General features: G+C 72.6%; 14 protein-coding genes and 1 pseudogene. 11 read left to right on the plus strand and 4 right to left on the minus strand.

Going from position 1 to position 21,029, the window contains the following annotated elements; genetic code table 11:
* Window positions 1–28: 28 nt before the first annotated feature.
* Complete coding sequence (xylB, locus tag ACFWA7_RS14350) at window positions 29–1,495, minus strand: xylulokinase (RefSeq protein ID WP_385823078.1); 1,467 nt, start codon at window positions 1,493–1,495, stop codon at window positions 29–31.
* A gap of 199 nt (window positions 1,496–1,694) precedes the next feature.
* Here xylB and xylA point away from each other — a divergent pair, with 199 nt between their 5' ends.
* Window positions 1,695–2,864, plus strand: coding sequence for a xylose isomerase (xylA, locus tag ACFWA7_RS14355; RefSeq protein ID WP_385823080.1), 1,170 nt, complete (start codon window positions 1,695–1,697; stop codon window positions 2,862–2,864).
* 185 nt (window positions 2,865–3,049) lie between these two features.
* Here xylA and ACFWA7_RS14360 read toward each other — a convergent pair whose 3' ends face one another.
* On the minus strand, window positions 3,050–4,285 hold the full coding sequence (locus ACFWA7_RS14360) for an ROK family protein (RefSeq protein WP_385537595.1): 1,236 nt from the start codon (window positions 4,283–4,285) through the stop codon (window positions 3,050–3,052).
* A gap of 96 nt (window positions 4,286–4,381) precedes the next feature.
* On the opposite strand from ACFWA7_RS14360, the gene ACFWA7_RS14365 reads away from it, so the two are divergent.
* The 4 genes and pseudogenes from ACFWA7_RS14365 to ACFWA7_RS14380 all read left to right on the plus strand — a co-directional run bounded on the left by ACFWA7_RS14365 (window position 4,382) and on the right by ACFWA7_RS14380 (window position 14,291).
* Complete coding sequence (locus ACFWA7_RS14365) at window positions 4,382–5,026, plus strand: LUD domain-containing protein (RefSeq protein WP_385823082.1); 645 nt, start codon at window positions 4,382–4,384, stop codon at window positions 5,024–5,026.
* A gap of 347 nt (window positions 5,027–5,373) precedes the next feature.
* Window positions 5,374–6,795 (plus strand): annotated as a pseudogene (locus ACFWA7_RS14370) (alpha-amylase family protein); the annotation flags it as partial.
* Window positions 6,796–6,894: 99 nt separating this feature from the next.
* Window positions 6,895–12,285, plus strand: a complete 5,391-nt coding sequence (pulA, locus tag ACFWA7_RS14375; RefSeq protein WP_385823123.1) for a pullulanase-type alpha-1,6-glucosidase — start codon at window positions 6,895–6,897, stop codon at window positions 12,283–12,285.
* A 146-nt stretch (window positions 12,286–12,431) separates the two neighbouring features.
* Complete coding sequence (locus ACFWA7_RS14380; RefSeq protein ID WP_385823084.1) at window positions 12,432–14,291, plus strand: cellulase family glycosylhydrolase; 1,860 nt, start codon at window positions 12,432–12,434, stop codon at window positions 14,289–14,291.
* A 4-nt stretch (window positions 14,292–14,295) separates the two neighbouring features.
* Here ACFWA7_RS14380 and ACFWA7_RS14385 read toward each other — a convergent pair whose 3' ends face one another.
* A complete protein-coding gene (locus ACFWA7_RS14385) occupies window positions 14,296–14,601 on the minus strand; it encodes a MazG-like family protein (RefSeq protein ID WP_385537604.1) in 306 nt (101 codons plus the stop codon).
* A 296-nt stretch (window positions 14,602–14,897) separates the two neighbouring features.
* Between ACFWA7_RS14385 and ACFWA7_RS14390 the strand changes: the two genes are divergently transcribed.
* From ACFWA7_RS14390 to ACFWA7_RS14415, 6 genes are read left to right on the plus strand one after another with little or no spacing between them, the layout of a single operon-like run.
* Window positions 14,898–16,262: an ATP-binding protein gene (locus ACFWA7_RS14390; RefSeq protein ID WP_385537607.1), complete on the plus strand. Its 1,365-nt coding sequence runs from the start codon at window positions 14,898–14,900 to the stop codon at window positions 16,260–16,262.
* A complete protein-coding gene (locus ACFWA7_RS14395; RefSeq protein ID WP_385537610.1) occupies window positions 16,259–16,681 on the plus strand; it encodes a roadblock/LC7 domain-containing protein in 423 nt (140 codons plus the stop codon). Before ACFWA7_RS14390 ends, ACFWA7_RS14395 begins: the two co-directional genes overlap by 4 nt.
* Complete coding sequence (locus ACFWA7_RS14400; RefSeq protein ID WP_385537613.1) at window positions 16,678–17,037, plus strand: DUF742 domain-containing protein; 360 nt, start codon at window positions 16,678–16,680, stop codon at window positions 17,035–17,037. The genes ACFWA7_RS14395 and ACFWA7_RS14400 overlap by 4 nt, the downstream gene beginning before the upstream one ends.
* Window positions 17,012–17,644, plus strand: a complete 633-nt coding sequence (locus tag ACFWA7_RS14405) for an ATP/GTP-binding protein (RefSeq protein WP_385537616.1) — start codon at window positions 17,012–17,014, stop codon at window positions 17,642–17,644. The genes ACFWA7_RS14400 and ACFWA7_RS14405 overlap by 26 nt, the downstream gene beginning before the upstream one ends.
* Window positions 17,641–18,888, plus strand: a complete 1,248-nt coding sequence (locus tag ACFWA7_RS14410; protein ID WP_385537619.1) for a cytochrome P450 — start codon at window positions 17,641–17,643, stop codon at window positions 18,886–18,888. The genes ACFWA7_RS14405 and ACFWA7_RS14410 overlap by 4 nt, the downstream gene beginning before the upstream one ends.
* Window positions 18,885–20,114: a cytochrome P450 gene (locus ACFWA7_RS14415; RefSeq protein ID WP_385537622.1), complete on the plus strand. Its 1,230-nt coding sequence runs from the start codon at window positions 18,885–18,887 to the stop codon at window positions 20,112–20,114. The genes ACFWA7_RS14410 and ACFWA7_RS14415 overlap by 4 nt, the downstream gene beginning before the upstream one ends.
* Window positions 20,115–20,252: 138 nt before the next feature.
* Here the strand turns inward: ACFWA7_RS14415 and ACFWA7_RS14420 are convergent, their stop codons facing one another.
* The gene (locus ACFWA7_RS14420) at window positions 20,253–20,969 is read right to left on the minus strand and encodes a flavodoxin family protein (RefSeq protein WP_385537625.1); all 717 of its coding nucleotides are present in this window, start codon (window positions 20,967–20,969) and stop codon (window positions 20,253–20,255) included.
* Window positions 20,970–21,029: the final 60 nt, after the last annotated feature.

Here is a 21,029-nt window from a genome sequence, read left to right on the forward strand (position 1 = left end):
CAATCGTCGCGGTGACCGTCGGAACGGTTCAGCCGAGGACCGGCGCCGCCCGGTCGAGGGCGGAGGCGATGCGCTCCCAGGCCGCGGTGTCACGGGCGACCGGCTCAAGCGCGGCGCCCTCGCCCGTGCCCCACGCGCCTGCGGTCGCCACCGGGTCCGCGCCGGAGACGGCCGCCGCGGCCAGTGCGGCGGCGCCGAGCGCGACCAGCTCGGTGGCCCGGGGGACGATCAGCGGCCGGCCGGAGAGCCGTCGTACGGTCTCGACCCAGGTACGGCCCCGGGCGCCGCCGCCGATCAGCCGCAGCGGACGGGCCGCGGCGCCGGCGGGGTCGATCCCGCAGACGCGCAGCAGGTCGTCGAGGGCGCGCAGGGCGGTGAAGACCGCGCCTTCGTATGCCGCGCCCAGGAGTTGGGGCCCGGTGGTGGTGTGGCGCAGGCCCGTGAGCAGTCCGGCGGCGGTCGGCAGGTCGGGGGTGCGCTCGCCGTCGAGGTACGGCAGGAGCACCGCCTCGCCGCCGGGTTCGGCGTCGTCGCGGCCGAGCCCGAGCAGGGCCGCGACCTTGTCGACGGCGAGTGTGCAGTTGAGGGTGCAGGCGAGCGGGAGGAAGGTGCCGTCGGTGGCGGCGAACCCGGAGAGCGCGGGCGAGCCGGGGCGGGTCCGGGTGGCGGCGAAGACCGTGCCGGAGGTGCCGAGGCTGAGGACGGGGTGGTCGAGCAGGCCCGCGCCGCCGAGCCCGAGGCCCACGGCGGCGGCCATGTTGTCGCCGGTCCCGGCGGCGACCGCGATCCCGGTGGGCAGCCCGAGCGCCTCGGCGGCCCGGGCCGTGAGGGATCCCACCCGGGTGGCCCCGCTGGCGGCGACCTCGGGCAGCAGGTGGGCGCCCAGGCCGAGGAGTTCGAGCAGTTCGGGGTCGTAGGAGCCGGTCGCCGTCGAGTACCAGCCGGTGCCCGAGGCGTCCCCGGGATCGGTCGCGGCGGTTCCGGCGAGGCGCTCGGTGAGGAAGTCGTGGGGGAGGCGGACCCCGGCGGCGCCCGAGGCGTGCGCGGGCTCGTTCTCGTACAGCCAGCGCCACTTGGCGGCGGTCACGGCGGCGACGGGCACCGAGCCGGTGCGCGCGGTCCAGGCGGCCGGCCCGCCGAGCGCCTCGGTGAGGGCGGCGGCCTGCGGGGCCGAGCGGGTGTCGTTCCAGAGCAGGGCCGGGCGCAGCGGGCGCCCGGCGCGGTCCAGGACGACCAGGCCGTGCTGCTGTCCGGCGACCGCGATACCGGTGACGGCGGACGCGGCCACCCCCGCCTCCTTCAGCCCGGCCGCGACCGCCTCGCACAGCGCCCGCCACCACAGTTCGGGGTCGCTCTCGCGGGCCCCGGCGGCGCCGTCGACCCGGTGCGGGGCGCGGCCGACGGCGAGCGGCCGCCCGGTCTCCGCGTCGGCGATCAGCGCCTTGGCGGACTGGGTGGAGCTGTCCACTCCGATGACGACCGGGGCCTGCGGCATCCGGGCACCCCTTCTCCTGCGGGCGGACCCGGTTCTTGGCCGGTCCCGATGGGTGAGCGATCATTTGAGCATGCGCGAAACAAATTAGATGAAGGCCCGGGGGTTACGGAAGCCGCAGAGATCATGTCATATTCGTAAGGTCAGCAAACAAATAGCCGTAGGGGCCCGTCGGGCGCCCCGCACCGAGGTGGACACGACGATGACGGAACGCTTCACTCCCACCCCCGAGGACAAGTTCACCTTCGGTCTGTGGACCGTGGGCTGGCAGGGGCGCGACCCGTTCGGCGACGCGACCCGGCCCGCCCTCGACCCGGTCGCGACGGTCCACCGGCTCGCGGAGCTCGGGGCGTACGGGGTGACCTTCCACGACGACGACCTGATCCCGTTCGGCTCGTCCGGCGCCGAACGCAGCGCCCACATCAAGCGGTTCCGGGCGGCCCTCGACGCCACCGGTCTCGCGGTGCCGATGGCCACCACCAACCTCTTCACCCACCCCGTCTTCAAGGACGGCGCCTTCACCGCCAACGACCGGGACGTACGCCGGTACGCGCTGCGCAAGACGATCCGCAACATCGACCTTGCCGTGGAGCTCGGCGCCCGGGTGTACGTGGCGTGGGGCGGCCGTGAGGGCGCGGAGTCCGGGGCCGCGAAGGACGTACGGGTGGCGCTCGACCGGATGAAGGAGGCCTTCGACCTGCTGGGCGAGTACGTGGTGAGCCAGGGGTACGACCTGCGGTTCGCGGTCGAGCCCAAGCCGAACGAGCCGCGCGGCGACATCCTGCTGCCGACGGTCGGGCACGCGCTCGCCTTCATCGAGCGTCTGGAGCGCCCGGAGCTGGTCGGCGTCAACCCGGAGACCGGGCACGAGCAGATGGCCGGGCTCAACTTCACCCACGGCATCGCCCAGGCGCTCTGGGCCGGAAAGCTCTTCCACATCGACCTCAACGGCCAGTCCGGCATCAAGTACGACCAGGACCTGCGGTTCGGGGCGGGGAACCTGCGGGACGCGTTCTGGCTGGTCGACCTCCTGGAGTCGGCGGGGTACGAGGGCCCGCGCCACTTCGACTTCAAGCCGCCGCGCACGGAGGACGCCGACGGGGTGTGGGCCTCGGCCGCCGGGAACATGCGCAACTACCTGATCCTGCGGGAGCGTTCGGCGGCGTTCCGCGCCGACCCCGCGGTACGGGAGGCGCTGCGGGCCTCCCGCCTCGACGACCTCGCCCGCCCGACGGCGGCGGACGGCTTGGCCGGGCTGCTCGGGGACCGCTCGGCCTTCGAGGACTTCGACGCGGAGGCGGCGGGGGCGCGCGGTATGGCGTTCGAGCAGCTGGACCAGCTGGCTATGGAGCACTTGATGGGGGTGCGCTGAGGGGTGCGTCCGAGGGCGGGTGTGTCGCCCGGGCGGCCAGTCCCGGCTGGGCGAGGCACCTCTGCGGGCAAGCTCCTGACGCCGGCGCCGGGCCGCCCGGCTCAGCCCGGCGTCCCCTGGCCAGTCCCGGCTGGGCGAGGCACCTCTGCGGGCAAGCTCCTGACGTCGACGCCGGGCCGCCCGGCTCAGCCCGGCGTCCCCTCCGTCCACCCCGCCGGATCGTCGAGCACCGCCTCCACCACCAGGGCCGCCGCGCCCCGGGCCGCGTCCCCCGCGAGGGACGAGGCGCGCAGGCGGCCGGAGTCGCGGGGCCACAGACCCGACACCACCCGGGCGGCGAGCTCGGCCTCGGCCGGGGGCGACAGCCAAGGCGCCAGTGCGCGGTAGACACCGCCGAGCACCACGGCCTCCGGGTCGACGAGGTTCACCGCGCCCGCGAGCACCCGGCCCAGCATCAGCCCGGCCGTGCCGAGCGCCGCCAGCGCGCGCTCGTCGCCCGCCCGCGCCCGGCGCTCCAGCTCGGCCACGCCCGCGGCCCCGGCGTCCTCCTCGATGCCCGCCCCGCGCAGCAGCGCCGACTGGCCCGCGTACTGCTCCAGGCAGCCCCGCGCCCCGCAGCGGCAGGCGGGGCCGGCCGGGTCCACCGGCACATGGCCGATCTCCCCGGCGAAGCCGTGCGCGCCGCGCAGGAGTTCGCCGTTGAGGACGAGGGCGCCGCCCACGCCGATCTCACCGGAGAGGTAGAGGAACGTACGGGCCTCGGCCGGGCCGCCGAACCAGAGCTCGGCGAGCGCCGCGAGGTTGGCCTCGTTCTCCGAACTCACCGGCAGGGCAAGGGTGTGGGGGCACTCCGTGAGGGCCTGTGCGAACAGGGCGTCGGCCGGGACGCCGTTCCAGCCCAGGTTCGGTGCCTGGCGGACCGCGCCGCCCGCGACCAGGCCCGGCAGGGCGAGCGTCACCCCGGCGGGCCGCAGCTCCTGCTGCCGGGCGGAGTCCAGCGCGTGCGAGGCGATCCGGGCCGCCCGGGCCAGCACCTCGGCGGGCGCCGCGACCCGGTTGTCCAGGTGCTCGGTGAGCCGCACCCGGTCGGTTCCGGTCAGATCCACCACGCACACGGTCACATAGTCGACGTTGATCTCGACGCCGACCCCGGCGGCGCCGGTCCTGGCCGGCTTGAGGACGGTGCCGGGCCGCCCCGCCTGCCCGCTGAACGTCTTGCCCGACTCCGTCAGGAAGCCGCCCTCCATGAGCTGTTCGACCAGGGAAGACACGGCTGCCCGGGTCAGCCCGACGCGCGCCGCGACGCCCGCCCGGGTCGTCTCACCCTCGTCGTGGACCGCCCGGAGCACCAGGCTGAGGTTGTGCCGCCGCACGGTGTCCTGGTCGGCCTTGGGCGCCAGCGGGGCGAGGTTGCTCTTCATGTCGTGGCCGAGCCTATGCGATGGCCGGGGCGCCGCAGTTGCCCGATCCAGCGACGCTCGAACGAGACTCGCGTCTCGGCGCTAAGTTTTCTGATCATGAGCGAGAAGACCATCACCACACTGCCCGCCGACGAGACCTTCGCGGTCGCCGCGAGCGCCGAGAGCATCGAACGGGCCGCCCAGGCCCTGCTCGGCAACGGGTTTGCCGTGCACATAGTGGACACCGCCGCCGACGCCCGCGAGCTCGTCGCCGAGGCTCTGCCGACCGACAAGGCGATCTTCGCCTCGACCAGCGAGACCCTGCGGCTCTCCGGGATCCAGGAGGACATCGACGCGTCGGGCCGGTTCAAGAGCATCCGTGCCGAGCAGGCCGACTGGGACCCGCGCGTCCGCAACGACGACGTGCGCGCCACGCGCTCCGCGCCCGACGTCGTCGTCGGCAGCGTGCACGCCGTGACCGAGGACGGCCGTCTCGTCACCGCCTCCGCGAGCGGCAGCCAGCTCGCCGCGTACGCGTTCGGCGCGGGCCGGGCGGTCTGGGTGGTCGGCGCCCAGAAGGTCGTCGCCGACCTGGACACCGCGCTGCGCCGCATCGAGACGTACTCGCTGCCCAAGGAGGACGTCCGCGCCCAGCAGGCTTACGGCAGGCGCAGCGTCGTCGCCAAGATCCTCATCAACGCCCGCGAGGTCGTTCCGCAGCGCAGCACCGTCGTGCTCGTCCGCGAGGCGATCGGCTTCTGAGGCTCTCTCCTTCCGAGGTCCCGTCCCTCTGACGTCCATGAGCCGTCGCACCCCCTGGGTGCGGCGGCTCCGGCCGTTCGGGGCGCGTCCGGGGCTGAGTTGTGGTGGAAAGTAACACCACTGCAATCTCTTGCGAAAGGCTTTGCGGAGAGAAGGCGGTGAGATTTCACAGGCATGGCGACGGTGTGTCCAAAGGGTTGACCAGGCCGTCCGGGCCGCCTACGGTCTCGACCGCAATAGCTTTCCGGTTGTTTCAGCAAGAACATTCAGAGTCCTCCTGGGGTGGCCGGGCCGCGCCGCCCGGGAGGTTGCTCCGTCCCCCGCATCCCCGCACGGAGGTCCCCCCCATGGACGCTCGTACCGCCGGCACCCCCCGCACCCGTCGCACGCGCAGATCACTGGCCGCCGCCGTCGCGCTCGTCGCGGGGGCCGCGAGCAGCGTCGTCCTCGGCGCCCCGCAGGCACAGGCCGCCGCACCCGGGCCCAAGGACGTGACCGCCGTCCTCTTCGAATGGAACTTCGCCTCGGTCGCCAAGGCCTGCACCGACGAACTCGGCCCCGACGGCTATGGATACGTCCAGGTGTCCCCGCCCCAGGAACGTATACAGGGCGACGCCTGGTGGACCGCGTACCAGCCCGTGAGCTACAAGATCGGCAGCCGGCTCGGCGACCGCGCCGCCTTCCGCTCCATGGTGGACACCTGCCACGCGGCGGGCGTCAAGGTCGTCGCCGACTCGGTGGTCAACCACATGACGAGCGGCTCCGGCACCGGATCCGCCGGATCGGCGTACACCAAGTACAACTACCCCGGCACGTACTCCGGCGCCGACCTGGACGACTGCAAGTCCGAGATCACCCACTACCAGGACCGCTGGAACGTGCAGCACTGCGAGCTCGTCGGCCTCGCCGACCTCGACACCGGCGAGGAGTACGTCCGCAACACCGTCGCCGGGTACCTGAACGACCTGCTCTCGCTCGGCGTCGACGGCTTCCGCGTCGACGCGGCCAAGCACATCCCCGAGGACGACCTCGCCGCCATCAAGTCCCGGCTGAGCAACCCGGGCGTCTACTGGAAGCAGGAGACGATCTACGGCGCGGGGGAGGCCGTACAGCCCACCGAGTACTTCAACACCGGCGACGCCCAGGAGTTCCGCTACTCCTGGGACCTCAAGCGGGTGTTCACCAACGAGAAGCTCGCGTACCTGAGGAACTTCGGCGAGGGCTGGGGCTATATGACCTCGGGCAAGGCCTCGGTCTTCGTCGACAACCACGACACCGAGCGCGGCGGCCAGACGCTCACCTACAACGACGGCGCCCGGTACACCCTGGCCCATGTCCTCATGCTGGCCTGGCCCTACGGCTCCCCGGACGTCCACTCCGGCTATGTATTCAGCGACAAGGACGCGGGCCCGCCCAACAACGGCCAGGTGAACGCCTGTTACAGCGACGGGTGGAAGTGCCAGCACGCCTGGCCCGAGGTCCGCTCCATGGTCAGATTCCGCAACACGGCCGGCACCGCGGGGGTCACCAACTGGTGGGACAACGGCGGCAACGCCATCGCCTTCGGCCGCGGCGCCAAGGCGTACGTGGCCATCAACCACGAGGGCTCCTCGCTCACCCGCGCCTTCCAGACGTCGCTGCCCGCGGGCGGCTACTGCGATGTGCAGAGCGGCCGGAGCGTCACGGTCGACGGCAGCGGGCAGTTCACCGCGACCCTCGCCCCGGACACCGCGCTCGCCCTGCACGTCGACGCCAGGACGTGCGGCGGCAAGTGACGTGAACGCCCCCTGGCGCGACTGACCGGCCTGCCCGACGCTCTCCCCGTGCCCCGCACCCCGTAGCCCCCTGTAGAAGGAGTACGTCCCGTGATCGGCTCTCCGCGCCGAACCGCCGTCACCGCCGCCGTGGCCCTCGCGCTGCTCGCGTCGGCCGCGCCCGCGGCGCATCCGGCGCCGGCGGCGCCCCCGGCCCCGCCGTCCGACGCCCGGCTCGCCGCCGAGCCCGCCCGGCACGAACTCACCCGGGAACAGCCCTACTTCGTCCTCCCGGACCGGTTCGCCGACGGCGACGGCGCCAACAACAGGGGCGGCCTGACCGGCAGCCGCTCGGTGACGGGCTACGACCCGGCCGACAAGGGCTTCTACCAGGGCGGCGACCTCAAGGGCCTGACGCAGAAGCTGGACTACATCAAGGGGCTCGGCAGCACCGCGATCTGGCTGGCGCCGATCTTCAAGAACAAGCCGGTCCAGGGCACCGGCGCCGATCAGAGCGCCGGGTACCACGGCTACTGGATCACCGACTTCACCCAGGTCGACCCGCACTTCGGCACCAACGCCGATCTGGCGCGGCTGATCGACAAGGCCCACGCCAAGGGCATGAAGGTCTTCTTCGACGTCATCACCAACCACACCGCCGACGTCATCGGCCACACCGGGCAGAGCTCCCAGTACCTCTCCAAGGGCGCGTTCCCGTATCTGACGAAGGACGGCACCCCGTTCGACGACAGCGCCTACGCGGCCGGCGGCAAGGGCTTCCCGGCAGTCGGCCCCGGCTCCTTCCCGTACACCCCGACCGTGCCCGCCGCCGAGAAGGACGCCAAGGTCCCGGCGTGGCTCAACGACCCCACGCTCTACCACAACCGGGGCGACTCGACGTTCGCCGGTGAGAGCGCGGAGTACGGGGACTTCTCGGGGCTCGACGACCTGTGGACCGAGCGGCCCGAGGTCGTGCGGGGCATGGAGAAGATCTACGAGAAGTGGGTGAAGGACTTCGACGTGGACGGCTTCCGCGTCGACACGGTCAAGCACGTCGACATGGACTTCTGGACCCAGTGGGCGACCGCCCTGGACGCCTACGCGGCGAAGCACGGGCGCGAGGACTTCTTCATCTACGGCGAGGTGTACTCCGCGGACCCGTCCGTGACCTCCCCGTACGTCACCCGGGGCAGACTCGACGCGACCCTGGACTTCCCCTACCAGCAGGCCATGCGCAGCTATGTCTCGCAGGGCGGCCCCGCGGGCGACCTGGCCGCGGCCCTCGGCCAGGACTACCGCTACACCACCGACAAGGCCAACGCCTATGAGCAGGTGACCTTCCTCGGCAACCACGACATGGGCCGGATCGGCGGCTTCCTGGTCCAGGACAACCCGCGGGCCGACGCCGCCGAACTGCTGCGGCGCGACAGGCTCGCCCACGAGCTGATGTTCCTCAGCCGGGGCAACCCCGTCGTCTACTACGGCGACGAGCAGGGCTTCACGGGCGCGGGCGGCGACAAGGACGCCCGGCAGACCATGTTCCCGTCCAGGGTCGCCGACTATCTGGACGATGCCCAGATCGGTACCACCCGTACGCATGCGAGCAGTGCCTTCGATCCGGAGCACCCGCTCTACAAGGCGATCGCCGCTCTCTCCAAGCTCCGCAGGCAGAACCCGGCGCTGGCGGACGGTGTGCAGAGCGAGCGGTACGCGGCGCAGGGCAAGGGCGTCTACGCCTTCTCCCGCACCGACGCGAAGACCGGGACCGAGTACGTCGTCGCCGTCAACAACGCGACCGAGGAGAAGACCGCCGAGTTCGCGACCGGCTCCGCGAACACCGCCTTCACGGGGATCTACGGCGCGTCCGGCACGCTCACCAGCGCCGCCGACCACCGCGTCTCGGTGCGGGTGCCCGCCCTCTCCGCCGTCGTCTACAAGGCGGCCAAGCCCCTGGGCGCCCCCGCCGCGCGGCCCTCGCTCACCCTCAAGGCCCCGGCGCCGGGCGCCACCGGTGACGTCGAGATCGCGGCGGACACCGCCGGCGGTCAGCTGAACCGGGTGGTGTTCGCCGCCCGGACCGGTACCGGCAAGTGGCAGGTCCTCGGCTCCGCCGACCACGCCCCGTACAAGGTCGTCCAGCATCTGCCCGCGACCCTCGCGGCCGGAACGCCCCTGCGCTACAAGGCCGTTGTCGTCGACTCGGCCGGGCGCACCGCGAGCGCGACCGCCGCGACCACCAGCGGCGCTCCCGCCGCAGAACCGGCGCCCACCGCGACCCGGCGCGACTACGCGGTGGTCCACTACAAGCGCCCGGCGGGCGACTACACCGACTGGCGGCTCTACGCCTGGGGCGATCTCGCCGACGGCGAGTCCACCACCTGGCCCGCGGGCCACGCCTTCACGGGCCGTGACGCCTACGGCGCCTTCGCCCACGTCAAGCTCAAGCCGGGTGCGTCGAGCGTCGGGTTCCTCGTCATCGACAAGGACGGCAACAAGGACGTCCCGGGCGACCGCACCATCGACGTCGGCCGGACCGGCGAGGTCTGGGTCGAGCAGGGCAAGGACGCGGTACTGACCGCGCCGCCCGCCGGGACCTATCCGCCGCAGGACACCGCCAAGGCCGTCATCCACTACCAGCGCGCCGACGGCGACTACAGCGGCTGGGGCATCCACACCTGGACGGGGGCCGCGACGCCCACCGACTGGTCGAGCCCGCTTCCGCCGGTGCGCACCGACGCCTTCGGCGCGGTCTTCGAGGTGCCCCTCAAGGAGGGCGCGTCGAGCCTGAGTTACATCCTGCACAAGGGCGACACCAAGGAGTTCGGCTCCGACCGCTCCCTGGAGTTCTCGGCGTACTCGCACGAGGTGTGGCTCCTGGGCGGGGTCGAGAAGTACCTTCTGCCCATGACGTCCGGCTCCGCCGCCGACCTCGACCTGTCGAAGTCGCGGGCGCAGTGGATCGACCGTGACACCGTCGCCTGGGACACGGGCGCCACGGCCGCGAGCCACCAGCTGGTGTACGCGCCGAAGGGCGGTCTCGCAGTCAAGGACGGCGTCCTCACCGGCGAAGGCCACTGGCTGCGGCTCACCCCCGTGCCGGGCGGTCTGACGGACGCGCAGAAGGCCAGGTTCCCGCACCTCAGGAAGTACGCGGCGTTCACCGTCGACCCGCGCGACCGCGCCCGGGCCGCCCAGGCTCTCACCGGGCAGATCGTCGCCACCCAGCGCCTCGCCAACGGCGCCCTGCTCGCCGCCACCGGCGTCCAGACCCAGGGTGTCCTCGACGACGTCCACGGCGGTCGGGCCACCGGGGCCGCGCTCGGCCCGGTCTTCACCGGCGGGCGTCCGACGCTCTCGCTCTGGGCCCCCACCGCCCAGCGGGTCGCCCTCGAACTCGACGGCCACACCGTCGCGATGCGCCGCGACGACGCGACCGGCGTCTGGTCGGTGACGGGTCCCAGGAGCTGGTCGGGCAAGCCGTACCGCTATGCCGTGACGGTGTGGGCGCCCAGCGTCCAGAAGGTCGTCACCAACCTGGTCACCGACCCGTACGCCACCGCCCTCACCACCGACTCGGCCCGCAGCCTCGTCGTCGACCTCGCCGACCCGAGGCTCGCCCCCAAGGGCTGGGCGACCCTGCGCAAGCCCGCCGCCGTGCCGCTGCGCGCCGCGCAGATCCAGGAGCTGCACATCCGCGACTTCTCGGTCGCGGACCCCACCTCCCGCCACCCCGGCCAGTACCTGGCGTTCACCGACACCGGCTCGGACGGCATGAAACACCTCAAGGAGCTCGCCGGCTCCGGCACTTCGTACGTCCACCTCCTCCCCGCATTCGACATCGGCACCATCCCGGAGAAGAAGTCCGACCAGGCCGTCCCCGCCTGTGACCTCAAGGTGTACGCGCCGGACTCGCCTGAGCAGCAGGCGTGCGTGGCGAAGACCGCCGCCAAGGACGCCTACAACTGGGGTTACGACCCGCTGCACTTCACCGTGCCCGAGGGGTCCTATGCCAGCGACCCCGAGGGGACCCGGCGCACGGTCGAGTTCCGGCAGATGGTCCAGGGCCTCAACGGCGCCGGGCTGCGCACGGTGATGGACGTCGTCTACAACCACACCGTGGCGAGCGGCCAGGCCGACAAGTCGGTCCTCGACAAGATCGTGCCCGGCTACTACCAGCGGCTGCTCGCCGACGGCACCGTGGCCACCTCCACCTGCTGCGCCAACACCGCGCCCGAGAACGCCATGATGGGCAAGCTCGTCGTGGACTCGGTGGTCACCTGGGCCAAGCAGTACAAGGTCGACGGCTTCCGCTTCGACCTGATGGGCCACCACCCCAAGGCCAACATCCTCGCGGTCCGCAAGGCGCTCGACGCGCTGACGCCCGACAAGGACGGCGTCGACGGCAAGAAGATCGTCCTGTACGGGGAGGGCTGGAACTTCGGCGAGGTCGCCGATGACGCCCGGTTCGTCCAGGCGACCCAGAAGAACATGGCGGGCACCGGCATCGCGACCTTCTCGGACCGGGCGCGCGACGCGGTGCGCGGCGGCGGCCCCTTCGACGAGGACCCCGGCGTCCAGGGCTTCGCCTCCGGTCTCTACACCGACCCCAACTCCTCGGCGGCCAACGGAACCCCGGCCGAACAGCGGGCCCGGCTGCTGCACTACCAGGACCTGATCAAGGTCGGCCTCTCCGGCAACCTGGCCGGATACACCTTCACCGACACCTCGGGCCGTACGGTCAAGGGCGCGGACGTCGACTACAACGGCGCCCCGGCCGGGTACGCCGAGGCTCCGGGCGACGCGCTCGCGTACACCGACGCGCACGACAACGAGTCGCTGTACGACGCGCTCGCGTTCAAGCTGCCGCGCTCCACCCCGGCGGCCGACCGGGCCAGGATGCAGGTGCTCGCGCTGGCCACCGCCGCGCTCTCGCAGGGGCCGGCGCTCTCCCAGGCCGGTACGGATCTGCTGCGCTCCAAGTCGCTGGACCGCAACTCCTTCGACAGCGGCGACTGGTTCAACGCGATCCACTGGGACTGCGCGGACGGCAACGGTTTCGGCCGCGGGTTGCCTCCGGCGGCGGACAACCAGTCCAAGTGGGCTTATGCGAAGCCCCTGTTGACGGCGTCGACGCTCGCGGTCGGGTGCCCGGAGATCACGTCCGCCTCGGCCGCCTACCGGGACCTCCTGAAGATCCGTACGACCGATCCGGCGTTCCGTCTGGCCACCGCGGCCCAGGTGCGGTCCGCGCTCTCGTTCCCGCTGTCGGGCAAGGACGAGACGCCGGGTGTGATCACGATGCGGCTCGGGGAGCTGGTGGTCGTGTTCAACGCGACCCCGGACCGGCAGGCCCAGCGGGTCGCGGATCTGACGGGCCATGGGTACGTGCTGCACCCCGTGCAGGCGACGGGCGGTGATGCCACGGTGAAGTCGGCGTCGTACGAGGCGAGTTCGGGCACGTTCACCGTACCGGCCCGGACGGTCGCGGTGTTCCGTCGTCGCTGAGGCTGTTGTGGCTGGTCGGCCGCGGACCGTGCGTGGCTGGTCGCGCCCACGCGGCGGAGCGCGAATGTCGCAGCCCCGCGCCCCTTGGGGGGTGCGGGGCTTCCGGAGGGTTGACTGTGCTCCTGGCCGCCATGATGGTAATGGGCATGCCAAAGTCGTGGACGCGTCCGTTCGGTGTCCTCGTCCTCCTCGCCGCGCTCCTCGCGGCGGGAGGCACCCCGCCCTCGGCCGCCGACGGGCTCCCCGGCGCCCAGTGGTTCGACGGGGCGAGCACGTCCACGCTCACCGTCGAGGACGGGCGCCTGGTCGACGGGCTCGGCCGCGAGGTGGTGCTGCGCGGCTACAACGTCTCCGGCGAGACCAAACTGGCCGAGCACGGCGGGCTGCCGTTCGCCTCGGTCGCCGACGCCCGCGCCTCCGCGACCGCCGTGCGCGCCCTCGGCGGCGCCAACACCGTACGGTTCCTGCTCTCCTGGGCGTCGGCCGAACCCGTACGCGGCCAGGTGGACCGCGGCTATCTCGCCGCCGTCACCGAGCAGATGCGGGCCTTCCTGGACGCCGGGATCCGGGTGCTGCCCGACTTCCACCAGGATCTGTTCTCCCGCCACCTCTTCGACGGCGGCAGCTGGTACACCGGCGACGGCGCCCCCGCCTGGGTCGTCGCGGCCGGCGGCTATCCGCACGAGTCCTGCGGGATCTGCCTGTTCTGGGGCCAGAACATCACCCAGAACGAGGCCGTGAAGCGCGCGTCGTACGACTTCTGGCACAACGCGCGCGGCATCCAGGACGCCTTCCTCGCCACCGCCGGGACCACCCTGGCCCACCTCGCCGAGCACCTCACCGCCGAGGAGTTCGCGGCCGTCGCCGGATTCGACCCGTACAACGAGCCGTACGCGGGGAGCTACGACACCGGGCAGACCAGCCGTACCTGGGAGCGGGACGTGCTCTGGCCGTTCTATACGCGCTTCCGGGCCCGGATGGACGCGGCGGGGTGGCAGGCCAAACCCGCGTATGTGGAGCCCAACCTCTTCTGGAACGCCAATCTCGACTTCCAGCGGCAGGAGGGCGGGCTCCTCGACGCGGGCGCCCTCGGACCGCGCTATGTCCTCAACACCCATTTCTACGACCAGAAGGCGATCTCCGGCGTCTTCATGTGGGGCAAGGCGGGCGACGGCCAGTACGCACGCGACCTCGGCGCCGTGCGCGACCGGGCCGCCGCCGCGAACACGGCCGCCGTCGTGAGCGAGTTCGGCCATCCGCTCACCGGAACCGTCTCCGACAAGGCGCCGAGCGTCCTCAAGGCGATGTACCAGGGCCTGGACTCCCGGCTGCCGGGGGCCACTTGGTGGTCGGACCCGCTGGCGTCCGGGCCGGTCCTTTCGGGCACCCAGTGGCAGTGGGACGTGTACAGCGGCCGCCACCACGAGCTCATGAACGGCAACCCCGGCAAGGTCCGCACCTCCGGCGACGCCTGGAACGACGAGGACCTCTCGGCCGTGCGCCTGGACGACTCCGGCGCACCGGCGCTGCGGCAGGACGCCCGGCTGCTCGACCGCCTCTACCCCGGGGCCACGGCCGGCCGCGTCCTCGCCTTCACCTACGAGGACCGCTCCCGCGACGGCTCCACCACGCTGAGCTGGAACCCCGTTCCGGCCGCGCTCCCGCATGCGGCCCAGCTCGTCGGCACCGGCCGCTACGGACTGCTCCTGTGGCGCTCGAACGGCGTGGCCGCGCCCACCGAACTCCATCTGCCGGCCTCGTTCGCCACCACCACCGTCGTCTCCGACCTCGGCGCCGCCTCCGGCCCGCCCGCCTACACGGCGCACACCCCGGTAGCCGTCGCGCCCGAGCCGGGCGGCACCGGGAGCCGCCGCCTGCTGCTCACCGCGCCCGAAGCGGGCGACGTCCACTTCGCGCTGGTCACCGACGGGGCCACCGACCCCTCCGCCGAACTGCTGAGCGCCGCCCGCGCCGAGCTCGCGGCCTGGGCTGCGGCCCACACGTAGGGCCTCAGCCCTCCTTGATCCGGATCAGGACTCCACGCTCGTCGCGTACGTAGGCGCGGCGGCGGTTCTTCTCCAGCTTGCGGGCGACCTCGTCGTCCAGGTCCACGCCGTTCATCTCCGCCAGCGCCACCAGATAGAGGAAGACGTCGGCCAGTTCCTCGCCGAAGTCCGGGAGCCGCTTGCGCCAGGCCGTGAACGCCTCGCCCACCTCGGCCGTGAGCAGGCCGAACTCCAGCGGCACGTCGGTGACGTTGAACCCCTTGTCGATCTTGTTCTCCCAGGCCTGCTCCTGAGCGGTCCGGATCTCCAAGGCTCCTCCGTGCGGTGCGGCGGTGGCGTCCGTCCAGCCTAGCGAGGGCCGAACGGTGCCCGCCCGCCGATCCGGTTCAACACCGGGGCGCCGGTGGCCGACAAGAGGGGGCGCGGAGGTGCCAGTCCCGACACGCTGACGTTTCGTACAGAATCGGACTCCCGCGTTCAGGTTCGAAAGGATCTTCGTGTAAAACAGTGCGGGACCGGTCAATGACAGTGTGTACTGGCCACGTTCGCCTCCCGGGGCGGTCGTCCTCATGCCCCTTCTCCCGATCTCCCCTGAAGGTCCATCAGATGATTGAGATACCGGACCTGGCCGCCGGAGGCCTGGCGGCCGGGACCCTGTCCGCGTTCGTGCTGGCGGGCGGGCTGCTGCGCTCCCGGCGCCGGGGAGCCCGGCAGCAGGAGGAGATCGCCGGGCTGCGCTCCCAGGGGGACGGCGCCCGCGCCGAAATGGGCCGGCTGTCCCGGGCGTACGCCGCCGAGGTGGCCCATCTCGCCCAGCGGCGCGTCCCGGCCGAGGCGACCCGGGCCGCGCATCCGCACGTGCAGGTGCCCGGCCCCCTCCACCCGGACCTCGCGGGCACCGAACTCGGCGCCGGCCTCGACGGCGTCCTGGAGGGAATCGCGGCCGCCGTGGCGCAGGAGCGCAAGCGTGTCGACGCCGCCGCCCGCGCGGGCATGCGCGGCGCCACCCGGGAGATCCAGGCCGGGCTCTACCGCCTCCAGGACCAGCTGCGCGGACTCCAGCAGCGCTACGACGACCCCGAGCTGGCCCAGACGCTCTTCGCCCTCGACCACGAGAACGAGCAGTCGCTGCGGCGCGCCCAGGTCACCGCCGTGGTCTGCGGCGCCTGGGTCGGTCTGGCCCGCGAGGAGTCGCACCTGGTGGACGCGGTGACCGGCGGCCAGTCCCGGCTCGTGGGCTACCACCGGGTGCGGGTCCACAACCATCTGGAGCCGGGCACCGCGCTCGTCTCGCACGCCGTCGAGCCCGTCGCGATCATCGTGGCCGAGCTGCTCGACAACGCGCTGCGCCACTCCGCCCCGGACACCGAGGTCGTGGTGAACCTCGAACGCGCCCACCACGGCGTCTCGGTCACCATCGACGACGCCGGGGTCGGCATGAGCCCCGACGAACGCGCCTACGCCCAGCGGATGGTGGCCGGGACCGAGCCGATCCTGCTCTCCGAGCTCGGCGACCCGCCCCGGATGGGCCTGGCCGCGATCGGCCAGCTGACCCGGCAGTTCGACCTCTCGGCGGACCTGTCCTCGCCCTCGCCGTACGGCGGTGTCCGCGCGGTGCTCCTGGTCAAGAACCATCTGCTGAGCCGGATCGACCCGGCCCGGCGGCGGCCCGCCGCTGCCGCGCCGCGCTCCACGCGCACGGCCGACGAGCAGCCCGCCCTGGAGCCTGCCGCGCCGTACGCACCCGAGGTGGCCGCCGCGTACGACACCGGCCCGATCACCCATGAGCCCGCGCCCGACGGTGACGCGCTGCCCCAGCGGCGCCGCCGCGCCCGGGCCGCGCTGCCCGCCGAGACGGCCGCGGCGCCCGCCCGTACCCCCGAGGAGTCGGCCGCCGCGCTCGGCGCACTGCAGTCCGGCACCGCCGCGGCCCGCTCCGCCGCCCCCACCGAAGGGAACGAACCGCGATGAACAGCGGCACTACCGGCGAAACGGCGTGGGTGCTCGACGCGATCCTGGAGATCCCGCACGTCCAGGCCGCCGTCCTGCTCACCCGGGACGGCCTCGTCTCCGGCTACACCAAGGCCCTCTCCCAGGCGTCGGCCGAGCGCACCGCCGCCATCATGAGCACCGTGCAGGGCGCCTGCCGCACCGCCGCGGCCGCCTTCGCGGACCAGGAGGACGCCCGTATCCGCCAGGTCGTCATCGAGTCGGACCACGGCTACATCCTGGTCGCGCCGACCGCGCACGGCACCTGTGTGGCCGCCTACGGCGACCCGGAGGTCCGGCTCGACCTGCTCGCCCACCGCGTCCACTCCCAGGTGGCCCGGCTCGGTGAGAAGACCATGGCGGCCGCGCCACGCGGAGCCGACGGCGCCACCCACGTATGACGGGCCGCCGCGGCGGCCGTCCGCTGGTTCCCGCCTATCTGTCCACCGGCGGCGTCGCGCGGCCCAGCCGCAACAGCCTGGAGCGGCTGTCCGTGCTGACCGGCGGGGGCGGGCCGGAACCCGCCGGACTGCCCGCCGCCCAGCACGCCCTGCTCGACGTGCTGGACGGCGGCTCGCTCACCGTCGTCGAGACGGCGGCGCTCCTGGAACTGCCGGTCTCCGCCGTCCGGGTGCTCGCCGCCGAGCTGATCGACCAGGGTCTGGCGAGCGCCCGCCCGCCGATCCCCGTCGCCGCACTGCCCGCCCCCGATCTGTTGAAGAGAGTGGCCGATGGCCTCCGCGCCCTCAAGCAGTAGCCCCGGCTCCACCGGCGCCGCCGGGGCCCGTGGAATCCATCTGCCCGACACCGCACGCGAGTTGGTGAAGATCCTGGTCGCTGGGCCGTTCGGGGTGGGCAAGACCACCCTGATCGACTCGGTCTCCGAGATCCGCCCGCTGCACACCGAGGAGCACCTGAGCGAGGCGTCCGCCCGGGTCGACGACCTGGCCGGCGTCCGGGACAAGACCACCACCACGGTCGCCATCGACTTCGGGCGGATCAGCCTGGGCGGGGGAGTGGTGCTCTACCTCTTCGGCACCCCCGGGCAGGAACGTTTCCGCTCCCTGTGGGCGGAGATCGCCTACGGGGCGCTCGGCGCGCTCGTCCTGGTGGACACCCGGCGCATCGACGACTCCTTCGACGTGCTCGGCCTGGTGGAGGAGACCGGACTGCCGTACGCGGTCGCGCTCAACACCTTCCCCGACTCCCGCCCGTACACCGAGGAACAGCTGCGCCGCTCGCTCGACCTGGAGGCCGGCACCCCGATGGTGACGTGCGACGCCCGCGACACCAACTCCTCCATCGACGCGCTGCTCGCGCTCGTCCAGCACCTGATCGCCCGCAACCGCCCGGAGACCCGGTGAACGCGCACCCCGCCTACCCCGCCCCCGCAGCCGCCTTCTCGCTCTCCGCCCCGGTGCGGCTGTGGGAGGACGGCTTCGCCGCCGACCCGCACGCCTACTACGCGGCGCTGCGCGCCCAGGGCCCGGTCGGCTGGGCCGAACTCGCCCCGGGCGTCCCCGCGTACGTCGTCACCGACCGGCGGGCCGCGCTCGACCTGCTGCACGACCCCGACACGTGGTCGCACGACCCCAGGCCCTGGGAGGCCACGGTCGCCGCCGACTCGCCGATCCTCGGCATGATGCGCTGGCGGCCCAACGCGCTCTTCGCGGACGGCGACGCCCACATCCGCTACCGGCGCACCCTCCTTGACGCCTTCGACCTGGTCGAGCCGCACGACCTGCGCGAGCGGGTGCACCGGGCGGTGGACATCCTGGTGGACCGGTTCGGACCGGCCGGGCGGGCCGACCTCGTCACGGAGTTCGCCCGGCCCCTGATGGCGCTGATCTTCAACAACCTGTTCGGCCTGCCCGACAGCGAGAGCGGCCGCCTCAACGACTCCCTCGGCCAGATGATGGAGGGCGGCGAGCAGGCGGCGCGGGGCGAGGCCGAGTACGGCCGCTACGTCCTGGAACTCGTCGCGGCCAAGAGCGAGCGGCGCGGTGACGACCTCACCAGCCGGCTCCTGGACCACCCGGCGGCGCTCACCCCCGAGGAGGTCGCCTGGCAGGTGTTCCTCACCCTCGGCGCGGGCCACGAGCCCACCGCCAACCTCGTCTCCAACGCGCTGTCGCGCATCCTCGGCAACCCCGCCTACTACTCGACCCTGACCAGCGGCTCGCGCCCGGTCACGGACGCCGTCGCCGAGGTGCTCCGGTACGAGACCCCGCTCTCCAACTACGGCATCCACTTCGCCCGTGAGTCGCTGAGCTTCCACGGCGTGTGGATCCAGGCCGCCGTGCCCGTGGTCGTCTCCTTCGGCGCCATCGGCCACTTCGCGGAGCACGACTTCGCGGGGGCGCACCACCCGCACGACGCCTCGCACCTGTCCTGGTCCGCCGGGAACCACGGCTGCCCGGTCAAGCAGCACACCCTGCTGATCGCCACCGAGGCCATCGAGCGGCTCACCCAGTGGCTGCCCGACCTCGACCCCACCACCGAGCGCGGGCGCCTGACCTGGCGCCCCGGCCCGTTCCACCGTTCGCTCACGTCGCTGCCCGTCCGCTTCACCCCGCGCACCCCCGACCAGCCAGGAGAACGAGCATGACCCCGTCCTCGCGTGTGCCCCTCGACCCGTTCGGCGCCGACATCCCCGCCGAGAGCGCCAAGCTGCGCGCGCTCGGCACGGTGGTGCCCGTCGAGCTGCCAGGGGGCATCCCCGCCTGGGCGCCCACCGGTTACGACACCCTCAAGTCCCTGATCCTCGACCCCCGGGTCAGCAAGGACCCGCGCCAGCACTGGGGGCTGTGGTCCGAGCTCGCCGAGCACCCCGACTGGGGCTGGATCCTGGGCTGGGTCGGCGTGATCAACATGCTCTCCACGTACGGGCCCGACCACACCCGGCTGCGCAAGCTGGTCGCCCCCAGCTTCACCGCCCGGCGCACCGAGGCGATGCGCGCCCGGGTGGAGGAGATCACCGCCGAGCTGCTCGACGAGCTGGCCGAGGCGGCCGCCTCCGGCGAGCCGGTCGACCTGAAGGCGGCCTACGCGCACCCCCTGCCGATGCGGCTGATCTGCGAACTGTTCGGCGTGCCCGGCTACTTGGTCAAGGACATGGCGCGGCTGATCGCGGCCATCATGGACACCTCGGACCCGAGCCCCGAGCACGCCGAGTCCGTCCAGAAGCAGATCGCCTATGTGCTGCCCTCGCTCATCGCGTTCAAGAGCGAGGTGCCGGGCGACGACATGACCACCGAGCTGATCAAGGTCCGGGACGAGGACGGCGACCGGCTCAGCAACGACGAGCTCGTCTACACGCTGCTGCTCGTCATAGGCGCCGGCTTCGAGACCACGGTCAACCTCATCGGCAACGCCGTCGTCGACCTGCTCCACCACCCCGACCAGCTCGCCGCCGTCCGCTCCGGCGAGATCAGCTGGGACAACGTGATCGACGAGGTCCTGCGGGTCCACCCGTCCATCGCCACCCTGCCGCTGCGGTTCGCCGTCACCGACATCACCGTCGACGGGGTCACCATCCCGGCGGGCGACGCCATCGTCACCACCTACGCGGCGGCCGGCCACGACCCGGCCCACTACGGCGAGAACGCCGGAGCCTTCGACGCCACCCGCGCCGCCGACGACCACCTGGCCTTCGGTATCGGCGTCCACCGCTGCATCGGCTCGCCGCTGGCCCGGATGGAGGCGCTGGCAGCGCTGCCCACCCTGTTCGACCGCTTCCCGGACCTGCGACTCGCCGCCGGCGTCGACGAGTTGAGCCAGGTGCCGTCGTTCATCGCCTTCGGCTACCAGGAGATCCCGGTCCGGCTCGGCTGAGTCGACAGGGGCGGCAGCTGTACGTGAAGGGCGGGGGCCGTGAGGAAACCGGCGGCCCCCGCCCGCCACGGCCGCCCCTGCGGCGCTCCACCGATGCATTTCGGACGATCTGAGTGCCCCCGGTGCCGCGGCCGGACTTCACCGGTGCTCGGGGTTGGCGAAGTCGTCCCGGCAGCCCGCGTCCCACGCCGACCGCTGGTTGCCGTGCGCGGGGATGCCGCCCGCCCGCTTGAGCATCGCCGCCAGGTGCATCAGGTTCCAGCTCATGAAGGCCGTGTTGCGGTTGGTGAAGTCGTTCTCGGGGCCGCCCGAGCCCGGCTCCAGATACGACGGGCCGGGCCCCGCCTCACCGATCCACCCCGCGTCGGCCTGCGGCGCGATGGTGTAGCCGAGATGCTGGAGGCTGTAGAGGAGGTTCATGGCGCAGTGCTTGACGCCGTCCTCGTTGCCGGTGATCAGACAGCCGCCGACCCGGCCGTAATAGGCGTACTGGCCCTGCTCGTTGAGCAGGCTGGAGCAGGCGTAGAGCCGCTCCACCACCCGTTTGGCGACGGAGCTGTTGTCGCCCAGCCAGATGGGCCCGCAGAGCACCAGGATGTCGGCCGCCATCACCTTCTCGTACAGCTCGGGCCAGGCGTCGCCCGCCCAGCCGTGCGCGGTCATGTCGGGCCAGACGCCGGTCGCGATGTCGTGGTCGACGGCGCGGATCACCTCCGTGGCGACCCCGTTCCCCTCCAGCACCGCGCGGCTGCGGTCGATCAGACCTTCGGTGTTGCTGACCTCGGGGGAGCGCTTGAGCGTGCAGTTGACGTAGAGGGCGCGCAGGTCGTCGTAGCGGTACGGGGTCGGGGCCATCGGCTCTCCTCGGGGCGGTCGGAGTCCTCCCCAGCCTCCCGGGTCCGGGGCCGCCGGGCC

The sequence above is a fragment of the Streptomyces sp. NPDC059994 genome (genome assembly GCF_042737755.1).
Lineage (GTDB): Bacteria > Actinomycetota > Actinomycetes > Streptomycetales > Streptomycetaceae > Streptomyces.

Coding starts and splice junctions, on each gene's coding strand:
- ACFWA7_RS14360 (WP_385537595.1), bottom strand. CDS start 4,285: ATGAAGAGCAACCTCGCCCCGCTGGCGCCCAAGGCCGACCAGGACACC.
- ACFWA7_RS14390 (WP_385537607.1), top strand. CDS start 14,898: ATGATTGAGATACCGGACCTGGCCGCCGGAGGCCTGGCGGCCGGGACC.
- ACFWA7_RS14400 (WP_385537613.1), top strand. CDS start 16,678: ATGACGGGCCGCCGCGGCGGCCGTCCGCTGGTTCCCGCCTATCTGTCC.
- ACFWA7_RS14380 (WP_385823084.1), top strand. CDS start 12,432: ATGCCAAAGTCGTGGACGCGTCCGTTCGGTGTCCTCGTCCTCCTCGCC.
- ACFWA7_RS14395 (WP_385537610.1), top strand. CDS start 16,259: ATGAACAGCGGCACTACCGGCGAAACGGCGTGGGTGCTCGACGCGATC.
- xylA (WP_385823080.1), top strand. CDS start 1,695: ATGACGGAACGCTTCACTCCCACCCCCGAGGACAAGTTCACCTTCGGT.
- ACFWA7_RS14405 (WP_385537616.1), top strand. CDS start 17,012: ATGGCCTCCGCGCCCTCAAGCAGTAGCCCCGGCTCCACCGGCGCCGCC.
- ACFWA7_RS14415 (WP_385537622.1), top strand. CDS start 18,885: ATGACCCCGTCCTCGCGTGTGCCCCTCGACCCGTTCGGCGCCGACATC.
- ACFWA7_RS14365 (WP_385823082.1), top strand. CDS start 4,382: ATGAGCGAGAAGACCATCACCACACTGCCCGCCGACGAGACCTTCGCG.
- ACFWA7_RS14420 (WP_385537625.1), bottom strand. CDS start 20,969: ATGGCCCCGACCCCGTACCGCTACGACGACCTGCGCGCCCTCTACGTC.
- xylB (WP_385823078.1), bottom strand. CDS start 1,495: ATGCCGCAGGCCCCGGTCGTCATCGGAGTGGACAGCTCCACCCAGTCC.